The sequence below is a fragment of the Rhizobium sp. 768_B6_N1_8 genome (assembly GCF_051811225.1).
GTDB lineage: Bacteria > Pseudomonadota > Alphaproteobacteria > Rhizobiales > Rhizobiaceae > Rhizobium.
Window position 1 is genome coordinate 4,291,913 of record NZ_JBPWPV010000001.1, and the last position, 21,319, is coordinate 4,313,231.

11 protein-coding genes are annotated in these 21,319 nt (G+C 59.9%); 4 read left to right on the forward strand and 7 right to left on the reverse strand.

Annotation, left to right across the window (positions count from 1 at the left end; translation table 11 throughout):
* Positions 1–45 precede the first annotated feature (45 nt).
* The 3 genes from AB8B33_RS21845 (at position 46) to AB8B33_RS21855 (ending at position 2,362) form a co-directional block, all read left to right on the forward strand.
* On the forward strand, positions 46–819 hold the full coding sequence (locus AB8B33_RS21845; RefSeq protein ID WP_439016864.1) for an amino acid ABC transporter substrate-binding protein: 774 nt from the start codon (positions 46–48) through the stop codon (positions 817–819).
* 104 nt (positions 820–923) lie between these two features.
* Positions 924–1,604 (forward strand): amino acid ABC transporter permease, encoded by a 681-nt coding sequence (locus AB8B33_RS21850; protein WP_113183626.1) that lies wholly within the window; start codon positions 924–926, stop codon positions 1,602–1,604.
* A complete protein-coding gene (locus AB8B33_RS21855; protein ID WP_113183627.1) occupies positions 1,601–2,362 on the forward strand; it encodes an amino acid ABC transporter ATP-binding protein in 762 nt (253 codons plus the stop codon). The genes AB8B33_RS21850 and AB8B33_RS21855 overlap by 4 nt, the downstream gene beginning before the upstream one ends.
* Positions 2,363–2,404: 42 nt before the next feature.
* Here AB8B33_RS21855 and AB8B33_RS21860 read toward each other — a convergent pair whose 3' ends face one another.
* From AB8B33_RS21860 to AB8B33_RS21870, 3 genes are all read right to left on the reverse strand, one after another.
* Positions 2,405–2,977, reverse strand: coding sequence for an NAD(P)H-dependent oxidoreductase (locus AB8B33_RS21860; protein ID WP_113319850.1), 573 nt, complete (start codon positions 2,975–2,977; stop codon positions 2,405–2,407).
* A gap of 167 nt (positions 2,978–3,144) precedes the next feature.
* Positions 3,145–6,609 (reverse strand): pyruvate carboxylase, encoded by a 3,465-nt coding sequence (pyc, locus tag AB8B33_RS21865; RefSeq protein ID WP_439016865.1) that lies wholly within the window; start codon positions 6,607–6,609, stop codon positions 3,145–3,147.
* 118 nt (positions 6,610–6,727) lie between these two features.
* Positions 6,728–7,468, reverse strand: a complete 741-nt coding sequence (locus tag AB8B33_RS21870) for a LuxR family transcriptional regulator (RefSeq protein ID WP_113319852.1) — start codon at positions 7,466–7,468, stop codon at positions 6,728–6,730.
* Between the two features lie 320 nt (positions 7,469–7,788).
* Here AB8B33_RS21870 and AB8B33_RS21875 point away from each other — a divergent pair, with 320 nt between their 5' ends.
* Complete coding sequence (locus AB8B33_RS21875) at positions 7,789–9,552, forward strand: glucan ABC transporter ATP-binding protein/ permease (protein WP_113319853.1); 1,764 nt, start codon at positions 7,789–7,791, stop codon at positions 9,550–9,552.
* A gap of 375 nt (positions 9,553–9,927) precedes the next feature.
* Here the strand turns inward: AB8B33_RS21875 and AB8B33_RS21880 are convergent, their stop codons facing one another.
* From AB8B33_RS21880 to AB8B33_RS21895, 4 genes are all read right to left on the reverse strand, one after another.
* Positions 9,928–10,086 carry a hypothetical protein gene (locus AB8B33_RS21880; protein WP_310385411.1) on the reverse strand — a complete coding sequence of 53 codons (159 nt, stop codon included), beginning with the start codon at positions 10,084–10,086 and terminating at the stop codon, positions 9,928–9,930.
* A gap of 28 nt (positions 10,087–10,114) precedes the next feature.
* Entirely contained in the window at positions 10,115–10,885 is a 771-nt protein-coding gene (locus AB8B33_RS21885; RefSeq protein WP_439016866.1) for a 2-keto-4-pentenoate hydratase, read from the reverse strand.
* Between the two features lie 236 nt (positions 10,886–11,121).
* On the reverse strand, positions 11,122–12,354 hold the full coding sequence (locus AB8B33_RS21890; RefSeq protein WP_439016867.1) for an OpgC family protein: 1,233 nt from the start codon (positions 12,352–12,354) through the stop codon (positions 11,122–11,124).
* A gap of 99 nt (positions 12,355–12,453) precedes the next feature.
* Complete coding sequence (locus tag AB8B33_RS21895) at positions 12,454–20,955, reverse strand: GH36-type glycosyl hydrolase domain-containing protein (protein WP_439016868.1); 8,502 nt, start codon at positions 20,953–20,955, stop codon at positions 12,454–12,456.
* Positions 20,956–21,319: the final 364 nt, after the last annotated feature.

Genomic DNA, 21,319 nt, shown 5'->3' on the forward strand with positions numbered 1-21,319 from the left:
TGTATCGACCATCCGAACACAATCTTCCCAAGGATGGATAGAACAATGAACTGGTTGAAAACCGTCGCCGCCGCCGCCCTCATTCAGGCTGCAGCCCTGCTGCCCGCCCATGCCGGCGAAAACCTCAACGCCATCAAGTCTGCCGGCGTCTTCAAGATCGGCACGGAAGGCACCTATGCGCCCTTCACCTATCATGACGAAAGCGGCAAGCTCGTCGGCTTCGACGTCGAGATCGGCGAAGCGGTGGCCGCCAAGCTCGGCGTCAAGGCGGAGTTCATCGAAGGCAAATGGGACGGCCTGATCGCCGGCCTCGACGCCAAGCGTTATGACACCGTCATCAACCAGGTCGGTATCACCGACGCACGCAAGCAGAAGTACGACTTCTCCGAACCCTATATCGCGTCGAAGGCCGTACTGATCGTTCGCGACGGCGACGACAGCATCAAGACCTTCGCCGATCTCAAGGGCAAGAAGTCCGCCCAGTCGCTGACCAGCAACTTCGGCAAGATCGCCACGGAAGCGGGCGCCGAACTCGTCGGCACCGACGGCTTCGATCAGTCGATCCAGCTCGTCCTGACGAAGCGCGCCGACGCAACGATCAACGACAGCCTCTCCTTCCTGGACTTCAAGAAGCACAAGCCGGACGCTCCAGTGAAGATCGTGGCCCAGCAGGAAAATGCCGACTATTCCGGCATCATCATCCGCAAGGGCGAGCCGGAACTGCTCGAAGCGATCAACAAGGCGCTCGCCGATATCAAGGCTGATGGCACCTACAAGAAGATCGCCGACAAGTATTTCGGCCAGGACGTTTCGAAGTAAGTCCTGACACCGGCGGTTTCGCGCTGCCGCCATATCATTTATAGCTGCATGAGAAAGCGTCCGGCGAACACTCGCCGGACGCGTCTTTTCTTGAGGACACGCCCTTGCCGCACTGGCTCCAACTGATGGCGGAATCGCTTCCCTCGCTCCTCTGGGCGGGGCTGATCTTTACCATCCCCTTGACCTTGCTTTCCTTCGCCTTCGGCCTGATCCTGGGACTGATCACCGCCATCGCCCGTCTTTTCGGACCCGCGCCTGTTGCAGCCATTGCCCGTTTCTATGTCTGGGTCATCCGCGGCACGCCGCTGCTCGTCCAGCTCTTCGTGATCTTCTACGGCCTGCCGAGCATCGGCATCCTGCTCGACGCCTTCCCGGCAGCGCTCATCGGCTTCACGCTGAATATCGGCGCCTATAGCTCCGAAATCATCCGTGCCGTCATCTCCTCTGTGCCCAAGGGCCAATGGGAAGCGGCCTATTCCATCGGCATGAGCTGGCGCCAGGCCATGAGCCGCACCATCCTGCCACAAGCCGCCCGCGTCGCAGTACCGCCGCTGTCGAATACCTTCATTTCACTGGTCAAGGATACCTCGCTCGCAGCAGCCATCACAGTACCCGAGCTCTTCCAGGCCGCGCAGCGCATCGTCGCGACCACCTACGAACCGCTGATCCTTTATATCGAGGCGGCGCTGATCTATCTCGCCTTGAGCTCCGTACTCTCGACGCTGCAGCAGCGGCTGGAGCGTCGCTTCGCCCGTTATGGCGGAATGCTGGAGGCAAATGCATGATCGAGCTTTCCAATATCGAAAAGCGCTTCGGCGACGCCGTCATCTTGAAGGATATCAGCATCCGCATCCCGGAAGGCAGCGTTACCGCCCTCGTCGGCCCCTCCGGCGGCGGCAAGAGCACCCTGCTCCGCTGCATCAATCTCCTGGAGATTCCGACTGTAGGCACCATCCGCCTCGGCGAAGAAACGCTCTCTTTCACGCCCGGCAAGCGTGTCGGCTGGCAGGCAATTCAGAAGATCCGTCGTCAGACCGGCATGGTGTTCCAGAACTTTCAGCTCTTTCCGCATCAGACGGCGATCGAAAACGTCATGGAAGGTCTGGTCACAGTGCTGAAATGGCCAAGGGAAAAGGCGCGCGAACGCGCCATGGAGCTGCTGACCAAGGTCGGCATGGCGCACAAGACCGATGCCTGGCCCTCGACGCTCTCCGGCGGCCAGCAGCAGCGCGTGGCGATCGCCCGCGCTCTTGCGCCTTCGCCGCGCGTATTGCTCTGCGACGAGCCGACGTCTGCGCTTGATCCGGAACTGTCAGCGGAAGTGGTGGATGTGCTGGGTCAGCTTGCCAGGGAAGGCACGACCATGGTCATGGCGACCCATGATCTTCGCCTCGCCTCCAAGATTGCCAATGACGTGGTTTTTCTGGAGGCCGGCAGCGTGGTGGAAACCGGCAGCGCCAGAGCGATCTTCAATACGCCGGAGAAGGAGCGCACCAAGCGCTTCATCTCTACCATCAACGCCGCTCATACCTACGATATTTGAGGCGATGCCGGGATGCGAAATCCCAGCATACGGAAATCCCGATCAGGCGGCAGTGACGACGGCACGTGCTGCCTTCAGCGCATTTCCCCACCAGGTCAGCTGATCGAGCAGGTTCTTGGCAGCTTCGTTCAGATGCGCGTAATCGCCGAGGCTCTTGCCTTCCTTCAGAACGGCAAGATATTCGCTGAACGCGATGTGTACCCCCGTCCTGACAGAAGCTGCACTCATTTCGACGAAGACCAGACGAAGCTGCTCGACGGCGCGTGCGCCACCGACGCCGCCGTAACCGACGAAGCCGACCGGCTTATGGATGAATTCGCCGAGATCGATCGCGTTTTTCAGAACAGCCGTCGGAGCATGGTTATATTCGGCGACCGTGAAGATGAAGCCGTCGAATTCGCGCAGCTTCTTCTTCCAGCGCTCGGCGGTTTCGCTTTCCGCCGTGGTGGCGCGCGCTTCGCCGAAGAAATGCATCGGGTAGTCGAGAAGATCGAGAACCTCGACTTCGAGATCGGAACGCTGGTCGACGAGCTCGGCGATCCACTTGGCCGGATGTTCAGCGAAACGGCCAATACGCGTGCTGCCAACGATGACGGCAATCTTCAACTTGCTCATGAGATGATCCCTGATTGATCTTGGGGGCGGTGATGGGAGCTCAAGTCTATGAGAAAGCCTCCTCGCCCGGCAAGGCGAGAAGGCTGCTAACTCATAGAAAAATCAGCTTTTTAACGACACGATCGTACACAATCGGGTGATGCCGGAAACGATCGTCCGTCGTCTTCTTAACCGGCATAGACGACGAGCAGATCCTTGGCGTCGATCTGGTCGCCGGCCTTGACCAGGACTTCCGAAATCGTGCCGTCCTTTTCCGCATGCAGCGCCGTTTCCATCTTCATCGCCTCGATGGAGACGAGTACGTCACCGGCACTGACGACCTGGCCAGGCGCAATGAAGACACGCGAGATGACGCCTGGCATCGGCGCCCCGACATGGACGGCATTGCCGGCTTCCGCCTTGCGGCGGGCCGCAGCCCCCGAAGCGCCGTGCGCCCGATCCGGCACCTTGATGCGGCGCGGTTGGCCATTGAGTTCGAAGAAGACGGTGACCATGCCCTGGCTATCGGTACCGCTCATCGCCTGGTTCACGATGACCAGCGTCTTGCCCTTTTCGATATCGGCAAACAGCTCTTCGCCATCCTTGAGGCCGTAGAAATAGGAGGGCGTCGGCAGCACCGAGACCGGACCATAAGTGTCCGCAGCCAATGCGAAATCGGTGAAGACCTTCGGATACATCAGGTAGGAGGCAAACTCGAAGTCGCTGACCTCACGCTCCAGCTTGGTCTCGATCGCCTTGCGCTCCGCGTCGAGGTCGGCATCGTCAAGCAACGAGCCAGGGCGCACCGTATAGGGCTGATCGCCTTTCAGCGCCTTCTTCTGCAGCGCCTCCGGCCATCCTGATGGGGGCTGGCCGAGATCGCCCTTCAGCATCGAGACCACCGATTCAGGGAAGGAAACCTCCCTATCCGGGCTAACGACGTCGGCAACTGTCAGGTCTTGGCTCACCATCATCAGCGCCATATCGCCAACGACCTTGGACGACGGCGTCACCTTGACGATATCGCCGAACATCTGGTTGGCGTCGGCATAGGCCTGCGCCACCTGGTGCCAGCGGGTCTCGAGCCCTAGCGAACGGGCCTGTTCCTTGAGGTTAGTGAACTGGCCGCCCGGCATTTCGTGCAGGTAGACTTCCGAAGCAGGTCCCTTGAGGTCACTCTCGAAGGCCGCATATTGATTGCGAACCGCTTCCCAATAGAAAGAGATGCGGCGGATCCATTCCGGATCGAGGCCCGGATCGCGCTCGGAGCCACGCAGCGCTTCGACGATGGAGCCTAGGCAGGGCTGCGAGGTATTACCTGACAGTGCATCCATCGCTGCATCGACGGCATCGACGCCTGCATCCACGGCAGCAAGAACCGTGGCCGCGGCAATGCCCGACGTATCATGCGTGTGGAAGTGGATCGGCAGGCTGGTTGCCTCGCGCAGCGCCTTGAACAGCACCTTGGCCGCGGCCGGCTTCAGGAGGCCCGCCATGTCCTTCAGCGCGATGATATGCGCGCCGGCCTTTTCGAGCTCGACGGCAAGATCCGTATAATATTTCAGGTCATACTTCGGTCGCGCCGAATTGAGGATATCGCCCGTATAGCAGATCGCTGCCTCGCAGAGCTTGTTCTCCTCGACCACAGCATCCATCGACACGCGCATATTCTCCACCCAGTTCAGGCAGTCGAAGACGCGGAAAAGGTCGATACCGCCCTTGGCGGCCTGTCGGACGAAGTATTTGACGACATTGTCGGGGTAGTTCTTGTAGCCGACGCCGTTCGCGCCGCGCAGCAGCATCTGCAGCAGCAGGTTGGGAGCTCCCTCGCGGATCAGCCCCAGACGCTCCCATGGATCCTCGGTCAGAAAGCGCATGGAGACGTCGAAAGTCGCACCACCCCAACATTCCAGCGACAAGAGATTCGGCAGCGCATGCGCATAGGTGCCGGCGATCTTGGCAATGTCATAGGTGCGCATGCGGGTGGCGAGCAGTGACTGGTGACCGTCGCGCATCGTCGTATCGGTCAGCAGCACCTGCTTCTGCTCGCGCATCCACTCGCCGAATTTCTTCGGACCGAGCTGGTGGAGAAGCTGCTTCGTACCATCGGGGATCTTGCCGCCGTCTGCGTAGGGTACGACCGGCTTGGCGGCATCCTGCGATGGCCGTGGCCGATCCTTCGCCTCGGGATGCCCGTTGACGGTGACATCGGCGAGATAGGTCAAAAGCTTGGTGGCACGGTCCTGGCGCTTGACCTGCTGGAAGAGCTCAGGCGTGGTGTCGATGAAACGGGTCGTATAGGTGTTATCTCTGAACTTCGGATGCGTAATGATCGCTTCCAGGAAGGTCAGGTTGGTGGCAACACCGCGAATACGGAATTCGCGCAGTGCGCGGTCCATGCGCGAAATCGCCTCCAGCGGGTTCGGCGCCCAAGCCGTCACCTTCACCAGCAACGGGTCGTAGTAGCGGGTAATAATCGCGCCGGTATAGGACGTGCCGCCGTCGAGGCGGATGCCGAAGCCCGATGCCGAACGATAGGCAGTGATGCGGCCATAGTCCGGAATGAAATTGTGCTCCGGATCTTCCGTCGTGATGCGGCACTGCAGCGCATGGCCGTTGAGGCGGATATCCGCCTGCTTCGGCACGCCGGATTCCTCAGTGCCGATCGCGAAACCGTCGAGGATGTGGATCTGCGCCTTGACGATATCGATGCCGGTCACGACTTCGGTGACCGTATGCTCGACCTGGATGCGCGGATTGACTTCGATGAAGTAGAATTTGCCGGTATCGGCATCCATCAGATACTCGACGGTGCCGGCGCCGACGTAGTTCGTCGCCTGCGCGATCTTCAGCGAATAGGCGGCAAGTTCCTGACGCTGCGCTTCCGACAGATATGGGGCGGGCGCGCGCTCGACGACCTTCTGGTTACGGCGCTGGATGGAGCAGTCGCGCTCGAAGAGATGCACGACATTGCCGTGCGTATCGCCGAGGATCTGGCTTTCGACGTGGCGGGCGCGCTCGACGAGTTTTTCGAGATAGACTTCGTCCTTGCCGAAAGCAGCCATCGCCTCGCGCTTGGCCTCGGTTACCTCGCGAGCGAGATCTGCTTTGGAGCGGATGACGCGCATGCCGCGACCGCCGCCGCCCCAGGACGCCTTCAGCATCACGGGATAGCCGATCGCGGCAGCCATCTTGGCAACTTCCGCCATATCGTCAGGCAGCGGCTCAGTCGCCGGAACGACCGGAACGCCGACGGAAATGGCGAGATTGCGCGCTGCCACCTTGTTGCCGAGCTGACGCATAGTATCGGCCCTCGGGCCGATGAAGGTGATGCCTGCAGCATTGCAGGCATCGACGAATTCGGGGCTTTCCGAAAGCAGACCGTAGCCCGGATGAATGGCGTCGGCGCCGGAAAGCTTGGCGACACGGATCACTTCGTCGATCGAAAGATAGCTTTCGATCGGGCCGAGATCACGGGCGAGATGCGGGCCGCGGCCGACTTGATAGCTCTCGTCGGCCTTGAAGCGGTGCAGCGCCAGCTTGTCTTCCTCAGCCCATATCGCGACCGTTTTTATTCCGAGCTCATTGGCCGCGCGGAAGACGCGGATGGCGATTTCGGAACGGTTGGCGACAAGGATCTTCGATATGGGCAATGTACTCTCCTCAAAGCACGAAAAACGGGCCATGCTGCACCCGCGAAGAGAATTCTTAACGTGCTGTTACAGAAAGTTCAATTTCCCTCGTCTCGACGAAATAGAATTTCTCTGGATCTCAGGTAATCAAACCATACCGGAAAGCAAGCGCCACCGCCTGCTGCCGGTTCTTGGCCTTCAGCTTATCCTGCAGACCGTTCATGTACCAGTCGACCGTATGATTGGAGATCTTCAGATGCTTGCTGATTTCCATCGACGTCATACCCTCGGCGAGATAATGCAGGATTTCCATTTCGCGCCGGGTCAGCTGTGTGTCGGTTATCGGCACCGTTTCCAGCGTCGCAGCTTCGCCCTGCAGATCGAGCAGCCGCCAGAAGGTTTTGCGGGCGATCGCCTCGAAAAGCGAGATTTCAGCCGGTGAAAGCTCAACGGGCTTACCGCCGAGGCTGAGGCTGCCCAAGATGCCGTTTCGTCCATAGATCGGGAAGACATAGCCGTCTTCCAGCCCATGGCCGAAGGCATCGACCATCATCTGCTCCATGCGGCGCTGATGCGGGTCGGCCCTAAAAGCGGCCATGCTGTCGCGCCAGCGGAAGGGCCGCTGCGCATGTGCAAGATACCGCACGGTCGGATCGACGAGCACATATTTTTTCACTGCATAGACGTGTGACCATCTGTCCGGCCACCGGCTGGCCATAGTCACACTCCATGGGTTGTCTCCCTGCTTGGGGTGGCGAAGCAGACCATAGAAATCGAATCCGCTCGCGCGGATCACCTTGTCGAGTTCTTCGATCGCGCTTTCGCTGTCGGAATGTTCCTCTAGAATCACAAGTAATTGAATTAAAGAATGAATTTGCACAAAATGCCCCTTGCCCGGACCAACGAGGCCGCCGGAGCAGGCCTGATAACCCGCCGCTGAACGGTCTTTATTAAAAAATTGCAGTTCACAAACTGGATGGTGCGCTAGACGCTCCAGGGAATGCAAGCGCAAATTGTCGCGATGTATGCCTAAGCAACAATTTCGAAACTATGGTCACTTATCGCACTGAGCGATCGCACCGTACGCGCGAATTTCGAAGCCGGATTCCAAACCTGAATATCCCGTTAATCGTCGGTTCAGGTAGATCTTTGTAGCATCGCACCATCCCGTTTTTTCGCAGATGCAAAAGAGGTCCCGACGTGTCGTTATTCAAGGTCTATGCAAGGGCTCTGCGCTATCTTGGCGCCTACAAGCTCCGCGTATCCCTCGTCGTTATCGCGAATATCGTATTGGCGGCCATCACCATCGCCGAGCCGATACTATTCGGCCGTATCATCGATGCGATTTCCGGCAAGGGCGAGGTCAAGCCGATCCTCATGATGTGGGCGGCGTTTGCCGTCTTCAACACCATAGCGTTCGTCCTCGTGGCACGCGAAGCCGACAGGTTGGCCCATGGCCGCCGCGCGACGCTTCTGACCGAGGCATTCGGCCGCATCATCTCCATGCCGCTTTCCTGGCACCACCAGCGGGGCACATCCAACGCGCTGCACACGCTGCTGCGCGCTTGCGAAACCCTGTTCGGCCTGTGGCTGGAGTTCATGCGCAACCATCTTTCGACGGTCATTGCGCTTGGTCTGCTCATTCCGACCGCAATGTCCATGGATCTGCGCCTCTCCGCAGTCCTGATCGTGCTCGGTATCGCCTATTGGATCATCGGCCGTGTGGTCATGAGCCGCACCAAGGACGGCCAGGCTTCGGTCGAAAACCACTATCATACCGTCTTCGGCCATGTCAGCGATTCCATCAGCAACGTCTCGGTTCTCCATAGCTATAACCGCATCGATGCCGAGACGCGTGCGCTGAAGTCCTTCGCCGATCGCCTGCTGCAGGCGCAGTATCCGGTACTCGACTGGTGGGCGCTTGCGAGCGCGCTGAACCGCATGGCCTCGACGATCGCCATGATGGTCGTGCTCGTCATCGGCACCGTGCTCGTCCAGAACGGCGAACTGCGCGTCGGCGACGTTATCGCCTTCATTGGCTTCGCCAACCTGCTGATTGCCCGCCTTGACCTGATGCGTCAGTTCGCCACGCAGATTTTCGAAGCCCGTTCGAAGCTGGAAGACTTCTACAATCTGGAAGATTCCGTCCGCGAACGCGAAGAGCCGGCCGGCAACGGCGAGATCAAGGACGTCAAGGGTGATGTCGAGTTCAACGACGTCTCCTTCGGCTTCGCCAACAGCTCGCAGGGCCTGCACAACGTCTCCTTCAAGGTGAAGGCCGGCCAGACGGTTGCGATCGTCGGCCCGACCGGCGCTGGCAAGACGACGCTCGTCAACCTGCTCCAACGCGTCTATGACCCGCAGGGCGGCCAGATCCTCGTCGACGGCCACGATATCAGCAAGGTCACGCGCAAGTCGCTGCGCCGCTATATCGCCACCGTCTTCCAGGACGCGGGCCTGTTGAACCGCTCGATCAGCGACAATATCCGCCTCGGCCGCGAGAACGCTTCGGAAGAGGATATGCGCCGCGCCGCCGAAGCGGCTGCCGCTGCCGACTTCATCGAGAACCGCGACGAGCAGTACGACACCCATGTCGGCGAGCGCGGCAACAAGCTCTCCGGCGGTGAACGCCAGCGTATCGCGATCGCCCGAGCCATTCTTAAGGATGCGCCGATCCTGGTGCTGGACGAGGCGACCTCCGCTCTCGACGTCGAGACGGAAGCCCGCGTCAAGGCGGCGATCGACAACCTGCGCCAGAACCGCACCACCTTCATCATCGCCCACCGTCTCTCGACGGTCCGCGAGGCGGATATGGTGCTGTTCCTGGATAACGGCCGCATCGTCGAGCACGGCAGCTTCGATGAGCTCAGCCACTCGAACGGCCGCTTCGCCGCTCTGCTCCGCGCCAGCGGCATCCTGACGGACGACGAAGTCCGCAAGGCCCATACGACCGAAGCTGCCTGATCGGCTTCGCAAGGACACGACAAAAGGCCGGAAGGGCATCGCTCTTCCGGCCTTTTTGTTGCGCGGGATTCCCTGTGAATCGCTGTGGGCAGACCCGCTTGTTCTCATCATCGGTAAGGATTGATCCGTAGAGTCTCTTAGCCGCTTCTGCATAGACGAGGTCAGGTGCAAGTATCCATTCGCCCTGTTTGAGCGACATGACATCAAGTCTGCCGCGGCCATCTCTGGCGGCAACGCCGACAAACCGATAGCAGCCACCGTTCCGGTCGATGACCACGGCAGAAATCGGTTTGCCGCGAAGATGACCGACCACAGGGCCGTCTGCCTTCGCGGCATCAAGCAGGAAATATTCGTGAGGAATGTTGCGACTAACCATCAGGCGCGACCCTCGCTCCGGATGGCCAGGCCGACAGCCGTCTTTGTCCCTGTCTTCATCGCTGCGTCCGGGCGATTGGCCTCAGCCGGAACCGGCTTGCGGCAGAACTGTTTCGTCTTCTTGATCTCGACAATGAATGGCTTTCGCTGCGACCTCATAACCTGTCCTTTCCGCTTGAAATGCGTGTCACGCAAAGATGCATTCGACTTGTCCAAGCGGTCCGAAATCAGCCGCCAGATGCTGGCCGGGCCAAACCTGAAGAATGGTGGTGCACGATCCCGTCGCAACGATATTGTTGGCCTGAAGCTGCCTGCCGTTCGCCGAAAGTTGGTTTGCCAGCCAGACGACGGCATTGAGCGGATTGCCCATGACCGATGCGGATGTCCCCGAAAAGACCGTCTGCTTGAACAGGAAGGTTGTAATATCGATGCTGGCAAGATCGGCTGATGTCAGCGCCCCGGTATGATCACCGCACAGGGTTGCGACATGCAGGCCGAAGTCGGCGATCGCTGCGTAATCTCCCGTAAAGACCCGCCGCGTGCGCCGGCCGAGAATGCCGACGGCCGGGCGGCAATCGAGCACGGCTTCAGCAGCACTGTCGAGGTTGATCGGTTCTCCGATATCCGGATAAGACCGCAGCATCCTGAAAACCAGCTCACCCTGGACACCGATGGTGCCTTGCGGCAGCCGGAATTCCTTCGTGCCGGCAAACAGTGCGGAGGCAGGAATTTCGGAATAGATCGGCTTTGCAAGACCGAGAGTGTGGCGCGATTCCTCGCTCGTACCGACGAGCGCATAGCCCTTACGCTCGAAACCCAGCGCATCCTGCGCAATCGCCTGAATGTCATAGGCCTCACGTTTGGAGGAGATCAGGTCAAGCGGAAGATCGCAGAGTTCGTTATGCCGACGGCTCCTGGCGAGGATATCGGCTGTGGCGTCCTTGAGTTCGAAGTACATCTTCGTGCTCCCTATCATTGGCATTGCCTCAGGAAGCCAAAATGGAGCGAGGCGCGTAGCCGTTCCATTCGTGATGAACAGCTAAAAAATCAAAATCTCATAGTGATCCCGGAGGTCCCGCTTGCGGCTGCGCATTCCACCTGGAACAACTGCGTCAAGGCGTAACCACCCAACGCTCGGCGAAAAAGCCGGCGGCCTCTTCGACCGCCGGCTCCGTATTCCTTAAGGAAGCCTGCCTATTTGCGCTTGCCCTGGCTATAGGCGTCCACTCCACGGCTGATGCGGACGGGCACCGGAATAGCGCCGCCGCTGGCAAGAGGCCGAGTGTTTTCCTGTTCGCGCTTGTATTCGAGATGATAGGCATAGGCGAACTGGGCGGCGATGCCGACAAGCACAAAGATCGGACCGATGATCTGGTCACGGTTGGTAATGTAGAGCAGCACCTGCCCGACCATCGCCAGGATGGTGCCGGCGACAAAGATATTGAGCGAGTGCCGGCCGAGGATCGTCAGCGGATGATCGGCCGGGCGGCGGAAAGCCTGGGACACCGTCGGAATATTGATCACCAGATAGGCGAGCGCCAGCACATGCAGGAGGCGCGGCAGCGACAGGAATGTCTTGTCGAAGCCGGTCAGCACGGCAGGCAGGCCAAGTGCTGCAAGATAGTTTCCGATATCCCAAAGACGCGCCGTCACCCAGATGAAGGAGAGCACGACATAGCCGAGTGCCAGCGCGAAAAGCAGCGGATGGTGGGGAAGCGTGCCGCCGCGCTTGACATGCATCATCGACACGATGCCGATCGTGAACAGGAACTGCCAGGAGAAGGGATTGAGGAACCAGTCTCCCTCGAAAAGCATGTTCTGCGGCGCGATCTGGTAAATGCCCGCAAGCAGCCAGACGGTGCCGGAAACGGCAAGCGCCAGCAACGCGCTCTTCTCGTTCAGCAGCAGGATCAACGGCACCATCAGCATCAGTGCGCCATACATCGGCAGGATATTGTTGTAGCCGATCTGATGGCCGAGCAAGAGCAGTGCGGGAATGCCCTCCTTCAGGTTCATCAGCACCGCCAGAATGTTGATTTCGACCAACAGGCCCGGCCGGTGGAACAGCCAGGCGCCGCAGATGAAGAGCGCGAGCGTTACGAAGGTGGTAATCATATGGGCGAGGTAAAGTGTGAAGGCGCGCCTTGCCGCCTTGATCGCCATTTCCAGCCGCTTACCCGCTTTGAAGCGCGAGCCATAGGCAAGACCGACTGCAATGCCCGAGATCAGCACGAAGGCTTCGGCGGCATCGGAAAAGCCGAAATTCTTGGTCGTGATATATTCGAAGATTTGCCCCGGAACGTGATTGATGAAGATCGTGATGAGCGCGAGACCACGAATCACATCGAGCCTCGTATCACGCTTGGACGCCGCCACTGATATGGAACTTCGTTGGGCGCCAATGGCTTTGGTCGGCATACCTGCCATGGTGTCTCTCCTGTTATCCGTTTTGCAAACGCTACGCCGGCCAAAAGGGTTCCCCCTTTGGCCGTGCGAATCGTCGGAAAATCAGCTTGGAGATTGCTGTTATCCGACCGGATATCCCTCGTGGGGATTGGCGACTTCGCTGCCGTTTATCGACAGAGTGTAGCCTTCAGCATTGGACGCTTTTGAGACCGAAATGCGGTATTTGCTTCCGTCGCGTTCGATCTCTGCCGCAAACCCGTCCCAATTGGAAGGGAGCGACGGGTTCACAAAAAGTTGTCCACCCTTTAGCCGGATACCGAGGATACCTTCCACCGCCGCGCGGTAGAGCCAGCCGGCCGAGCCGGTGTACCAGGTCCAGCCACCGCGCCCGACATAGGGGGCATGGCCATAGACATCGGCCGCCACGACATAGGGCTCGACGCGATACCGTTCGGCCGCCGCCTTGTCCAGCGAATGGGTGATCGGATTGAGGATCTGGAAGCAGCGCAGGGCATCGTCACCCCGCTTCAATTCCGCCAGCGCCATGACCACCCAGGTCGAGGCGTGTGTGTACTGGCCACCATTCTCGCGAACGCCCGGCGGATAAGCCTTGATATAGCCCGGATCCTTCAGCGACCTTTCAAAAGGCGGTGTGAAGAGGCCGATGATCCGTGCATCTTCGTCAACCAGCCGGTCGAGCACCGCATCCATCGCCTTGATGGCCCGCTTCGGATCACCTTCACCTGAGAGCACGCTCCAGGACTGTGCAATCGAATCGATCTGGCATTCCAGGCTCTCCTTCGAGCCGAGCGGCGTGCCGTCATCGAAAGTGCCACGGCGGTAATAATCGCCGTCCCAGGCAGCGCTTTCGAGCGCCTTCTTGAGTTCGATGAGATGAGCCTTCCAGCGCTTCGCACGGGCCTTGTCGCCCCGGTCTTCGGCATACGGTATGAAAGAGCGCAGTGTGCCGGCAAGGAACCAGCCGAGCCAGACACTCGTGCCACTGCCGTCGATGCCGACGCGATTCATCCCGTCGTTCCAGTCGCCACCGAGGAAGAGCGGCAGGCCGTTCGTTCCCTTGCGAGCAATGGCGAGATCGAGCGCGAGGGCTGCATGTTCGTAGATGCTTACCGTATCCTCGGATATTTCCGGCTTGAAGAAGGAGTCGTGCTGACCCTCCAGCAGCGCCGGACCTTCGAGGAAGGCAAGCTGCTCATCGAGCACGCTCTTGTCACCGCTGACACTGCAATAATGATCGATCGCATAGGCGAGCCACACGACATCGTCGGAAATCATGGTGCGTACGCCGGCTCCCGTCCCCGGCAGCCACCAGTGCTGTACGTCCCCCTCGCGGAACTGGCGCGAGGCCGCATTGATGATCTGGCCTCGCGCAAGCGCAGGCTCCTGCAGCACGAAGGCGAGTGTATCCTGCAACTGGTCGCGGAAGCCGAAGGCGCCGCTCGCCTGGTAGAAGGCCGTCCGGGCCATGATGCGGCAGCCGAGGCTCTGATAGGGCAGCCAGGTATTGACGAGGTTGTTCATGCCTTGATCCGGCGTCGAGATCTGCAGCTTGCCGGTAAACTCCTGCCAAAAGCCCCGGTTCGCCTGCACCGCTTCATCGAACGAGGCCTTTCTGATATCGGCAAGCAGGGTGCGCGCCTCCTCTTCGGTGGACGCATCACCCAGGAAGAAAGTGACGTCGCGCGCTTCGTCAGCGCCGAGCTCGATATCGATCGCAAGGATCGCCGCTGGATCGCCTTCAAGGTCCGTGGAGCCGGAAAGAGCAGCGGCTGTGGTCACGGCGACAGGCGCCTCAATCGTCCCGCTCTTGCCGATGAACTCGCGACGGCTTGCCGAGAAACTCGAAACCGTCTCGCTTGCGGCGAGGAAGGCGGTGCGACCCGAATAGTCGATGCTGTAGGGGTTCGTCGCAAACAGCGCGCCTGTCTCTTCGTCACGTTTCGACAGGATGAAAGAGGCGGTCTTCTGCGGATTATTCCCAAGGACCCATTCCACATAGGCGTAGAGCCTGAGCTTGCGGCTTGCCGAACCGGTGTTACGCAGACGCAGGCGCTGCAGCTTCACCGGCTTCTCGCGATGCACGGTCTGCGTCACTTCCAGCGCGATCTCGTGCTGCGTGCTGGAGAAAGTAGAGTAACCGAGACCGTGGCGCGCTTCGAAGCGAATGTCGTTGCGACGGGAAAGCCCTGCAAACGGCGTCATGACCGCGCCACTTTCGAGGTCCGCTATGTAGAGGGCTTCGCCGGAACGGTTGATGACTGCATCGTTCGACCAGCAGGTGAGCTGGTAATCACGCGAATTGACGCTCCAGGTGAAACCGGCACCTTCCGCCGATACATGGAAGCCGAACCGGTCATTCGAGATGACATTGATCCAAGGCTGCGGCGTCGCCTGTCCGCCCGGCAGGCGCACGACATATTCACGGCCGTCGCGGGCAAAGCCACCGATGCCATTCCAGAAGTCGAGATCGCCTTCCTCCTCAATGGCAATAGTCTTGATAGCCGGGGCAGGTAGAGGCGGTATGCGCTTGACCGGCGTCTCCGTGTCCTCTGGCTCCTCCTTGACAGGGGTAAACAGCAGGCGGGCGCGGTTGATCTGATCAACCACCTTACCGTTCTTCGCATGCAGCGTTACGCGCGAGGCGCCGAGCAGTGCCTGATAGGTGCCCTCTTCCATTAGATCCTTACGGACTGCGAAGATGTGCTGGCGCAGACCATCGGCCTGGCCCATGCGGCGCACGCCCTCGCACATGGCGTCGAGCGCGTGCTGCATATCCTGTGCATAGGAAGAGGCCCGTTCGTTCATGATGACGAGATCGGCGGTCACCCCGCGTGAACGCAGATATTCCTGCGCCAGCAGCGCTTCGCGGGCGATTTCTAGATCCATCTCGTCATCGATGCGCAGCGTGAAGATCGGGAAATCGCCCGAAATCGCCAGCGGCCAGAGCGCCGACTGCGACTGCATGCCGGCCCGGACGGCGCCATATTCGCCGCGAAGCTGCATGTCGGGATAGACAAGATAGCGGCCGAGATACTGGAACGCTGCCGCCTGCTGCGAACTGACACCGACATGGCGCATCTGCACCTGTGTACGCGTCCAGGCCTGGATGAGTTCGTGGTTGAAGGCATCCGGATGGCGGTAGCGATCGATGGCCTTATCCACCTCGGCACGGCTAGGTGCTGCAATCGTCCAGAAGATCACGCTGACCTTCTTGCCAGCCGGCACGCGCACAGTCCGGCGCAACGACAGGACAGGATCCAGCGTGAAACCGTCGGTGCCGGAAAGGCTGGCACCCGGATCGAAAGCAGCGGCATTCGAAAGGCTGCGGCCACGACCGATGAACGTCCTCCGCTCCGTTTCGAATTCCGTATGTCGCGTATCCCCGGCGTTGTCGACAATCAGATGCGCGATACTCATATTCGCTTCGTTCGGATCGCGCTTGTTGCGCTCGGCACGGATGACATCGCCGCGCGTGTCGATCTCCGTTTTGACGAACATGCGGGCGAAAGCCGGATGCGCGTTGTCCGTGTCGTCGGATGTGATGACCGGTTCGAGATAGGACGTCACTTCAATGAAGCGATCCTCCACACCCATGTTGAACAGCGTCAGGCGGCGGGCTTCCGCATCATGCTCGGTGGCAACGATACATTCGACCTCGCTCGTAAGCTCGCCAAGAACCTTGCTGAACACGGCCTTCTCGTCAGCAAACTCCACTCGGACTGTTTCGCCCTCCACGCTCTTCGGCTCTGATGTTGCCGACCACCATTCATTGGTCACCGTATCGCGCAGGAAGATGAAATTGCCCCAGCGGTCTTCGGTCGGATCTGGCTTCCAGCGGGAGACGGATAGACCGTTCCAGCGGGCATAACCCGCGCCCGTTGCAGTCAGCATCAGGGAATAATGGCCGTTCGACAGGAAGACGAGCTCTCGTTCGCGCGATGCCGGATCGGCGATTTTACGGATGACGGGCCGCATCAACTCGTCCTGGATGCTGGCGGGCGTATCGGATTCATCCTTGCCGCTCATGACCGGGATGTCGCGCGGCGCTTTTTCCTGCAGCAGCAGTTCGGCCGCTTCGATGACCGGATCGGAGTGGAAGAGTTCACGCAGATGGCCGTTGAAGGCAACGTTGGCGACAGCGGCGATCGACATGCCATGGTGGTGGGCATAGTAATTATAGACGACTGCACATTTCCTGCCTTCAGGAACGCGTGTCGGCGTGAAGTCGACGGCGTCGTGAAAGCCGAACTTGCCGAGAGCGCCGAGCTTGCGAAGCCTCTGCAGGTTTTCGAGCGATGCTTCCGGGTCATATTGGCTGGCGAGCAGCGAGGCATAGGGCGCGATGACGGCATTGTGGCCGAGACCGCGCTTCAGGCCGAGCGTAGGCACGCCGAAGTTCGTGTACTGATAGTTGAGGTTATGGTCGCGGGCATTGAAGGCCGCTTCCGAGATGCCCCAGGGCGTACCGAGCTTACGGGCATGGTTCATCTGTTCGACAATGACGAGATTGTTGGTCTGGTTGAGGATGCCTCCGCCGCGCTCCTGCATGACGAGCGGCGGCATCAGATATTCGAACATCGAGCCGGACCAGGAGACCAGTGCACCACGAGAGCCGACCGGCACGACCTGGCGTCCAAGCTTGTACCAATGCTCCGTCGGCAAATCGCCCTTGGCGATACCGAAGAGCGAGGTAAGACGGCATTCCGAGGCCAGAAGGTCGTAGCAGGCCGCATCGAGCTCGCCGCTTTCCACGCGATACCCGATCGACAGCAGGCGACGCTCCGGACGGTATAGGAAGCCGAAATCCATCGAAAAGGCGAGATCGCGGGCCTTGTCGCGGAGCGCGATCAGGCGGGGGCGCAACGCATCGATATTGGAAAGGTCGAAGGTACTATCGGAGATGTGTGCCTCGCAGACCTTGACCAGCGAGGCCGCCCACAACGTGACCTCTTCCGTCTGCTTCGACTTCACCTCGTGATGCAAGTTGCCGGCAAGGTTCTGGATGTCGCGCGCCAGAACGGCAAGGTTGATGACACGGATCGAGGCAAATTCGTGCTCGCGCTTGACGGCGGCAAGCGCATTCTGGAAGCCGGCAATTCGCTCTTCCAGACGGCGGCGCAGCGGCCGCACGGTCTTGCGGTCGTCAGGCAGGTCAGCCAGCACTTCATCAAGAATGCCGGCCGTGTCACCGACACCGTCGAGATTGCCCTGGACATGTGCCGAGGGTGCTTCCGCCCAGTCACGGCAGGCCGAGGAAATGGCAATCAGGTGACCAGCGAGATTGCCGCTGTCGACCGCCGATACGTAGCGAGGTCCCAGCGTCTGCAGCGTATCGGTGTGATACCAGTTGAAGAGATGGCCGCGGAACTTTTCCATGCGGTCGACCGTGGCGATCGTCTGCTCCAGGCGCTCGATCGTCTCCTCGAAGGAGAACCAGCCGAAATGGCGACCGGAAATGACGGACAGGAGATAGACGCCAATATTTGTGGGCGAAGTGCGCGTCGCCACGATGACATGGGGCGTTTCCTGCACGTTGTCGGGCGGCAGATAGTTCTGCTCCGCCGTCGTGAAGGTCTCGAAGTAGCGCCAGGTGCGGCGCGCGATCTTGCGCAGCTCGCTGGAGACTGCATCCGGCACGTCGAGCCGGTCTTCCGTCTCGGCCGACTGGCTCACATACCAGGCGACGACGGGCGAGCAGATCCAAAGGAGCGCAAAGGGAATGCCAACGAGGAATGAGTTATTTCCCGACAATGCGGCGAAAGCGACCGACAGAATCGCCAGAACCGGAGCATGCCACATCGCTCTATAGTAGGAGAGGATGGTACCCTGCCTGCCTGCCCCGACGCTGGCCGCAGTGCGCCACTGCAAGAGCAGCTTGCGGCTGACGAAGAGACGGTGGAGCGATCGGCCGATAGCATCCACCATCATGCAGACGGTGTCGGCAATGAAGATGATGCGCAGCGCCACCTGGGCATCGGCAGCCGCAATATCCGACCAGACAGTATAAAGATGGGCGCTGGCGACAATATCGCTGCTGCGCGGGATGATGCCATTGATGAGCGAAAGGGTTGGCGCCACGAATAGGCAGAAAATCAACAGGATCTGCCAGATCAGCGCCCCAAATGGCTCCATCAGATACCAGCCGAGCACGGAAGCGACGAACCAGGTGATCGGTGTCAGCGACCGGCGCAGATTGTCGAACATCTTCCAGCGCCCGAGCGCGGTGACGCCGTGTTTCGGACTGAACATATAGGGCAGAAGCTGCCAATCGCCGCGCACCCAGCGATGCTGGCGCGAGGTTTCGACCTCGTAGCGTACCGGAAAGTCCTCGACGAGTTCGAGATCCGTGACGAGTGCGCAACGTGCCATCGAACCTTCGAGAAGGTCATGGCTGAGCACCGAATTCTCCTCGATACGCCCCTTCAGTGAAGCCTCGAAGGCATCGACATGATAGAGGCCCTTGCCGGTGAATGTGCCTTCGCCGGCAAGATCCTGATAGACATCCGAAACCGTGAAAACATAGGGATCGAGACCGCGATTGATCGAAAAGACGCGTTGAAAGACTGACGCATCCTTGCCCGTCGTCAGCGACGGTGTGACGCGCGGCTGCAGAATGCCGTAGCCGCTTTCGACACGCCCGCTTTCCGGGTTAATGACCGGGCGGTTGATCGGATGATGGAGCTTGCCGACGAGTTTCGTGACGGTATCGCGCATCAGGCGCGTATCGGCATCGAGCGTCATGACATATTCTATATCGGCCGGCACGGTGTTGGCGCCTGGCAGATAGGTCGTATCGCGGTCGCCGCGCAGCAGCAGGTTCAACTCGTGCAGCTTGCCGCGCTTGCGCTCCCAGCCCATCCACACACCTTCAGATGGATTGTAGAGGCGGCGGCGATGCAGCAGATAGAAGCGCGTCTTGCCGTCATGGGCATAGCGGGCTGAGAGATTAGCGACCTCCCGGCGTGCATATTCCAACACTTCGAGATCGGCGGAAGTTTCCTCAACCTCGCTATCCGGCCAGTCGCTCAGCAACGCGAAATAGATCTCGCCGCGTGGATTGGCGAGATAATGGACCTCGAGATTGCGCACCATCTCATCGACGCTATCGCGATCAGAAATCAAGCACGGCACGACGAGGAGCGTGCGCGCATCCTCCGGAATGCCTTGTTTGAACTCATAACCGACAAGCCGCGCCGGCGTGACGAAGAAAGAGAGAACAGTGTTGAAAAGCCCGCTCGCACCTTCCGAGGCCGGCAATGCGAACAGGATGAGCAGCAGGGCGATTTCAACCGACCCCATGCCGGCATTGGCCATAAACCCGCCGACGATCCCCATGGCGATGATCGTGATCAGCGCGACCGGAATGGCGATGGCCATCCAATTGAATTTGCGCACCGCGCGAATGACGTGCTGCGCCAGCGTCGGGCGGTAGTCTGCGCGCGCTTCGAATTTTAGGCGTTGAGCGCCCGCAATGAAGCCGCCAATGTCAGGCTCATGCGGCAGCGGCTCATCGGAAAGCCTGGCCTCGGACACCATATCGACAGCAAGCTGGGCGATTTGCACCTCGCTCAGCGGCGAGCGCCTGGCAAGCCTTTCGATCTGCCGGCGATAGCTGTTGCGCGAACCGGAGTCGAGAGCACCGTAGCCGGACTGATCCCAGAGCAACCTGTCGACGTGGCTGACCTGCTCGACCCAAACCGACCACTCCGCATCGTTGATCTCGCGCAGGCTGCGGATGATGTTGCCCATCGTGACATTGCCGGCGGAGAGGCGGCTATGCTCCGCCATCATCGCCTCCTCGCTGTCGCGCCCAAGCTTTTCCAAACGCTCGTCGAGCCAGGAGATCGCCAGGCTCGACGTCTGCGAACCATCACGCATGCGGTAGAGGAATTGGGTCGAGAAAGTGTTATCCTCGGCAAGCTCTTCCAGCGTCTTCAGATAGGCGGCAGCCTTTGCGGTATCAGCGAGACGCACCAATTCGTTGGCGGCCTCGTTGGCGCGACGGCGCAGGCGGCGGCTTCGCTCGACGCGGCTCGAAATACGACGGAGGTTTTCGACCAGCACGTAGCGCACCAGCGACGGCAACGCCCAGAGCTCACCGATCTTGAGGGTTTCGTGCTGCTGGAAGCCGTCGACCAGCGCTGTCAGGCTTTCCTGTGAGATGGTGCCGTGAGTATGGGCGACATAAAGCCAGGCCAGTACGAGCGTGCGGGGGATCTCGACGCCGCCGACTTTCATGAGCGGCAGTTCTTGATAGAACCGGCGCGGGAAGTCGCGGCGGACTTCCTGAATTGCTTCCTCGACGATGTAGTGATTGTCCAGCAGCCATTCGGCGGCCGGCGTGATCGCCTCCCCGGCCTCGGCGTCGGTCGCAGTTGTGCGGTAGACGCGCAGGATTTCCTTCTCGTTTTCCTTGTGGCGCGCAAAGAAATCGAACGCTGCGAAGGCCGGCAACTCGCTCACGGTGCCGCAGGCTACGCTTTCGCCCATGGCCCTGATGTCCTCGTTGGACAGATAAGTCGAGCGGATCGAATCACTGTGGTCGATCTGCTTGTTCTCAGGCTCGTACGACAGGCTCGGAGACGGACTTGAAATGGCCATGGGTTCGGTTCTGGATCCAAACGACGTTATGATTTCGGCTAGGTTCTGCATTGCTTACGATGACTCTTGCATGAACGCGCCGGTCATCTTCGAAGTCGGGAAAGCAAGATAAACGGACGGTCGGAGCGCTTTGGAGTAACGAACCGACCGGCTTCGGACGTAACTTTGCGACGGTCATGGCCGACTTATGCCCTCCCTGCGAAGCCACCCGGGAAAGTTGGACATTCTTGCGATAATTCAAGTCAAAGGACCCTGTTTCTCCGCTGCCCTTCCGCCGGCGTGAAAAAGGCGCATGGACGATATCCATGCGCCTGCACGGCGTTCACGGCACTATCAGCGCCTCACGTCTACTTTCCGGAATGGG

What these genes read in the sequence shown, in the direction of transcription:
- AB8B33_RS21885 (WP_439016866.1), bottom strand. Translation starts at nt 10,885, where the DNA reads ATGTACTTCGAACTCAAGGACGCCACAGCCGATATCCTCGCCAGGAGC.
- AB8B33_RS21855 (WP_113183627.1), top strand. Translation starts at nt 1,601, where the DNA reads ATGATCGAGCTTTCCAATATCGAAAAGCGCTTCGGCGACGCCGTCATC.
- AB8B33_RS21845 (WP_439016864.1), top strand. Translation starts at nt 46, where the DNA reads ATGAACTGGTTGAAAACCGTCGCCGCCGCCGCCCTCATTCAGGCTGCA.
- AB8B33_RS21895 (WP_439016868.1), bottom strand. Translation starts at nt 20,955, where the DNA reads ATGGCCATTTCAAGTCCGTCTCCGAGCCTGTCGTACGAGCCTGAGAAC.
- AB8B33_RS21880 (WP_310385411.1), bottom strand. Translation starts at nt 10,086, where the DNA reads ATGAGGTCGCAGCGAAAGCCATTCATTGTCGAGATCAAGAAGACGAAA.
- AB8B33_RS21890 (WP_439016867.1), bottom strand. Translation starts at nt 12,354, where the DNA reads ATGGCAGGTATGCCGACCAAAGCCATTGGCGCCCAACGAAGTTCCATA.
- AB8B33_RS21860 (WP_113319850.1), bottom strand. Translation starts at nt 2,977, where the DNA reads ATGAGCAAGTTGAAGATTGCCGTCATCGTTGGCAGCACGCGTATTGGC.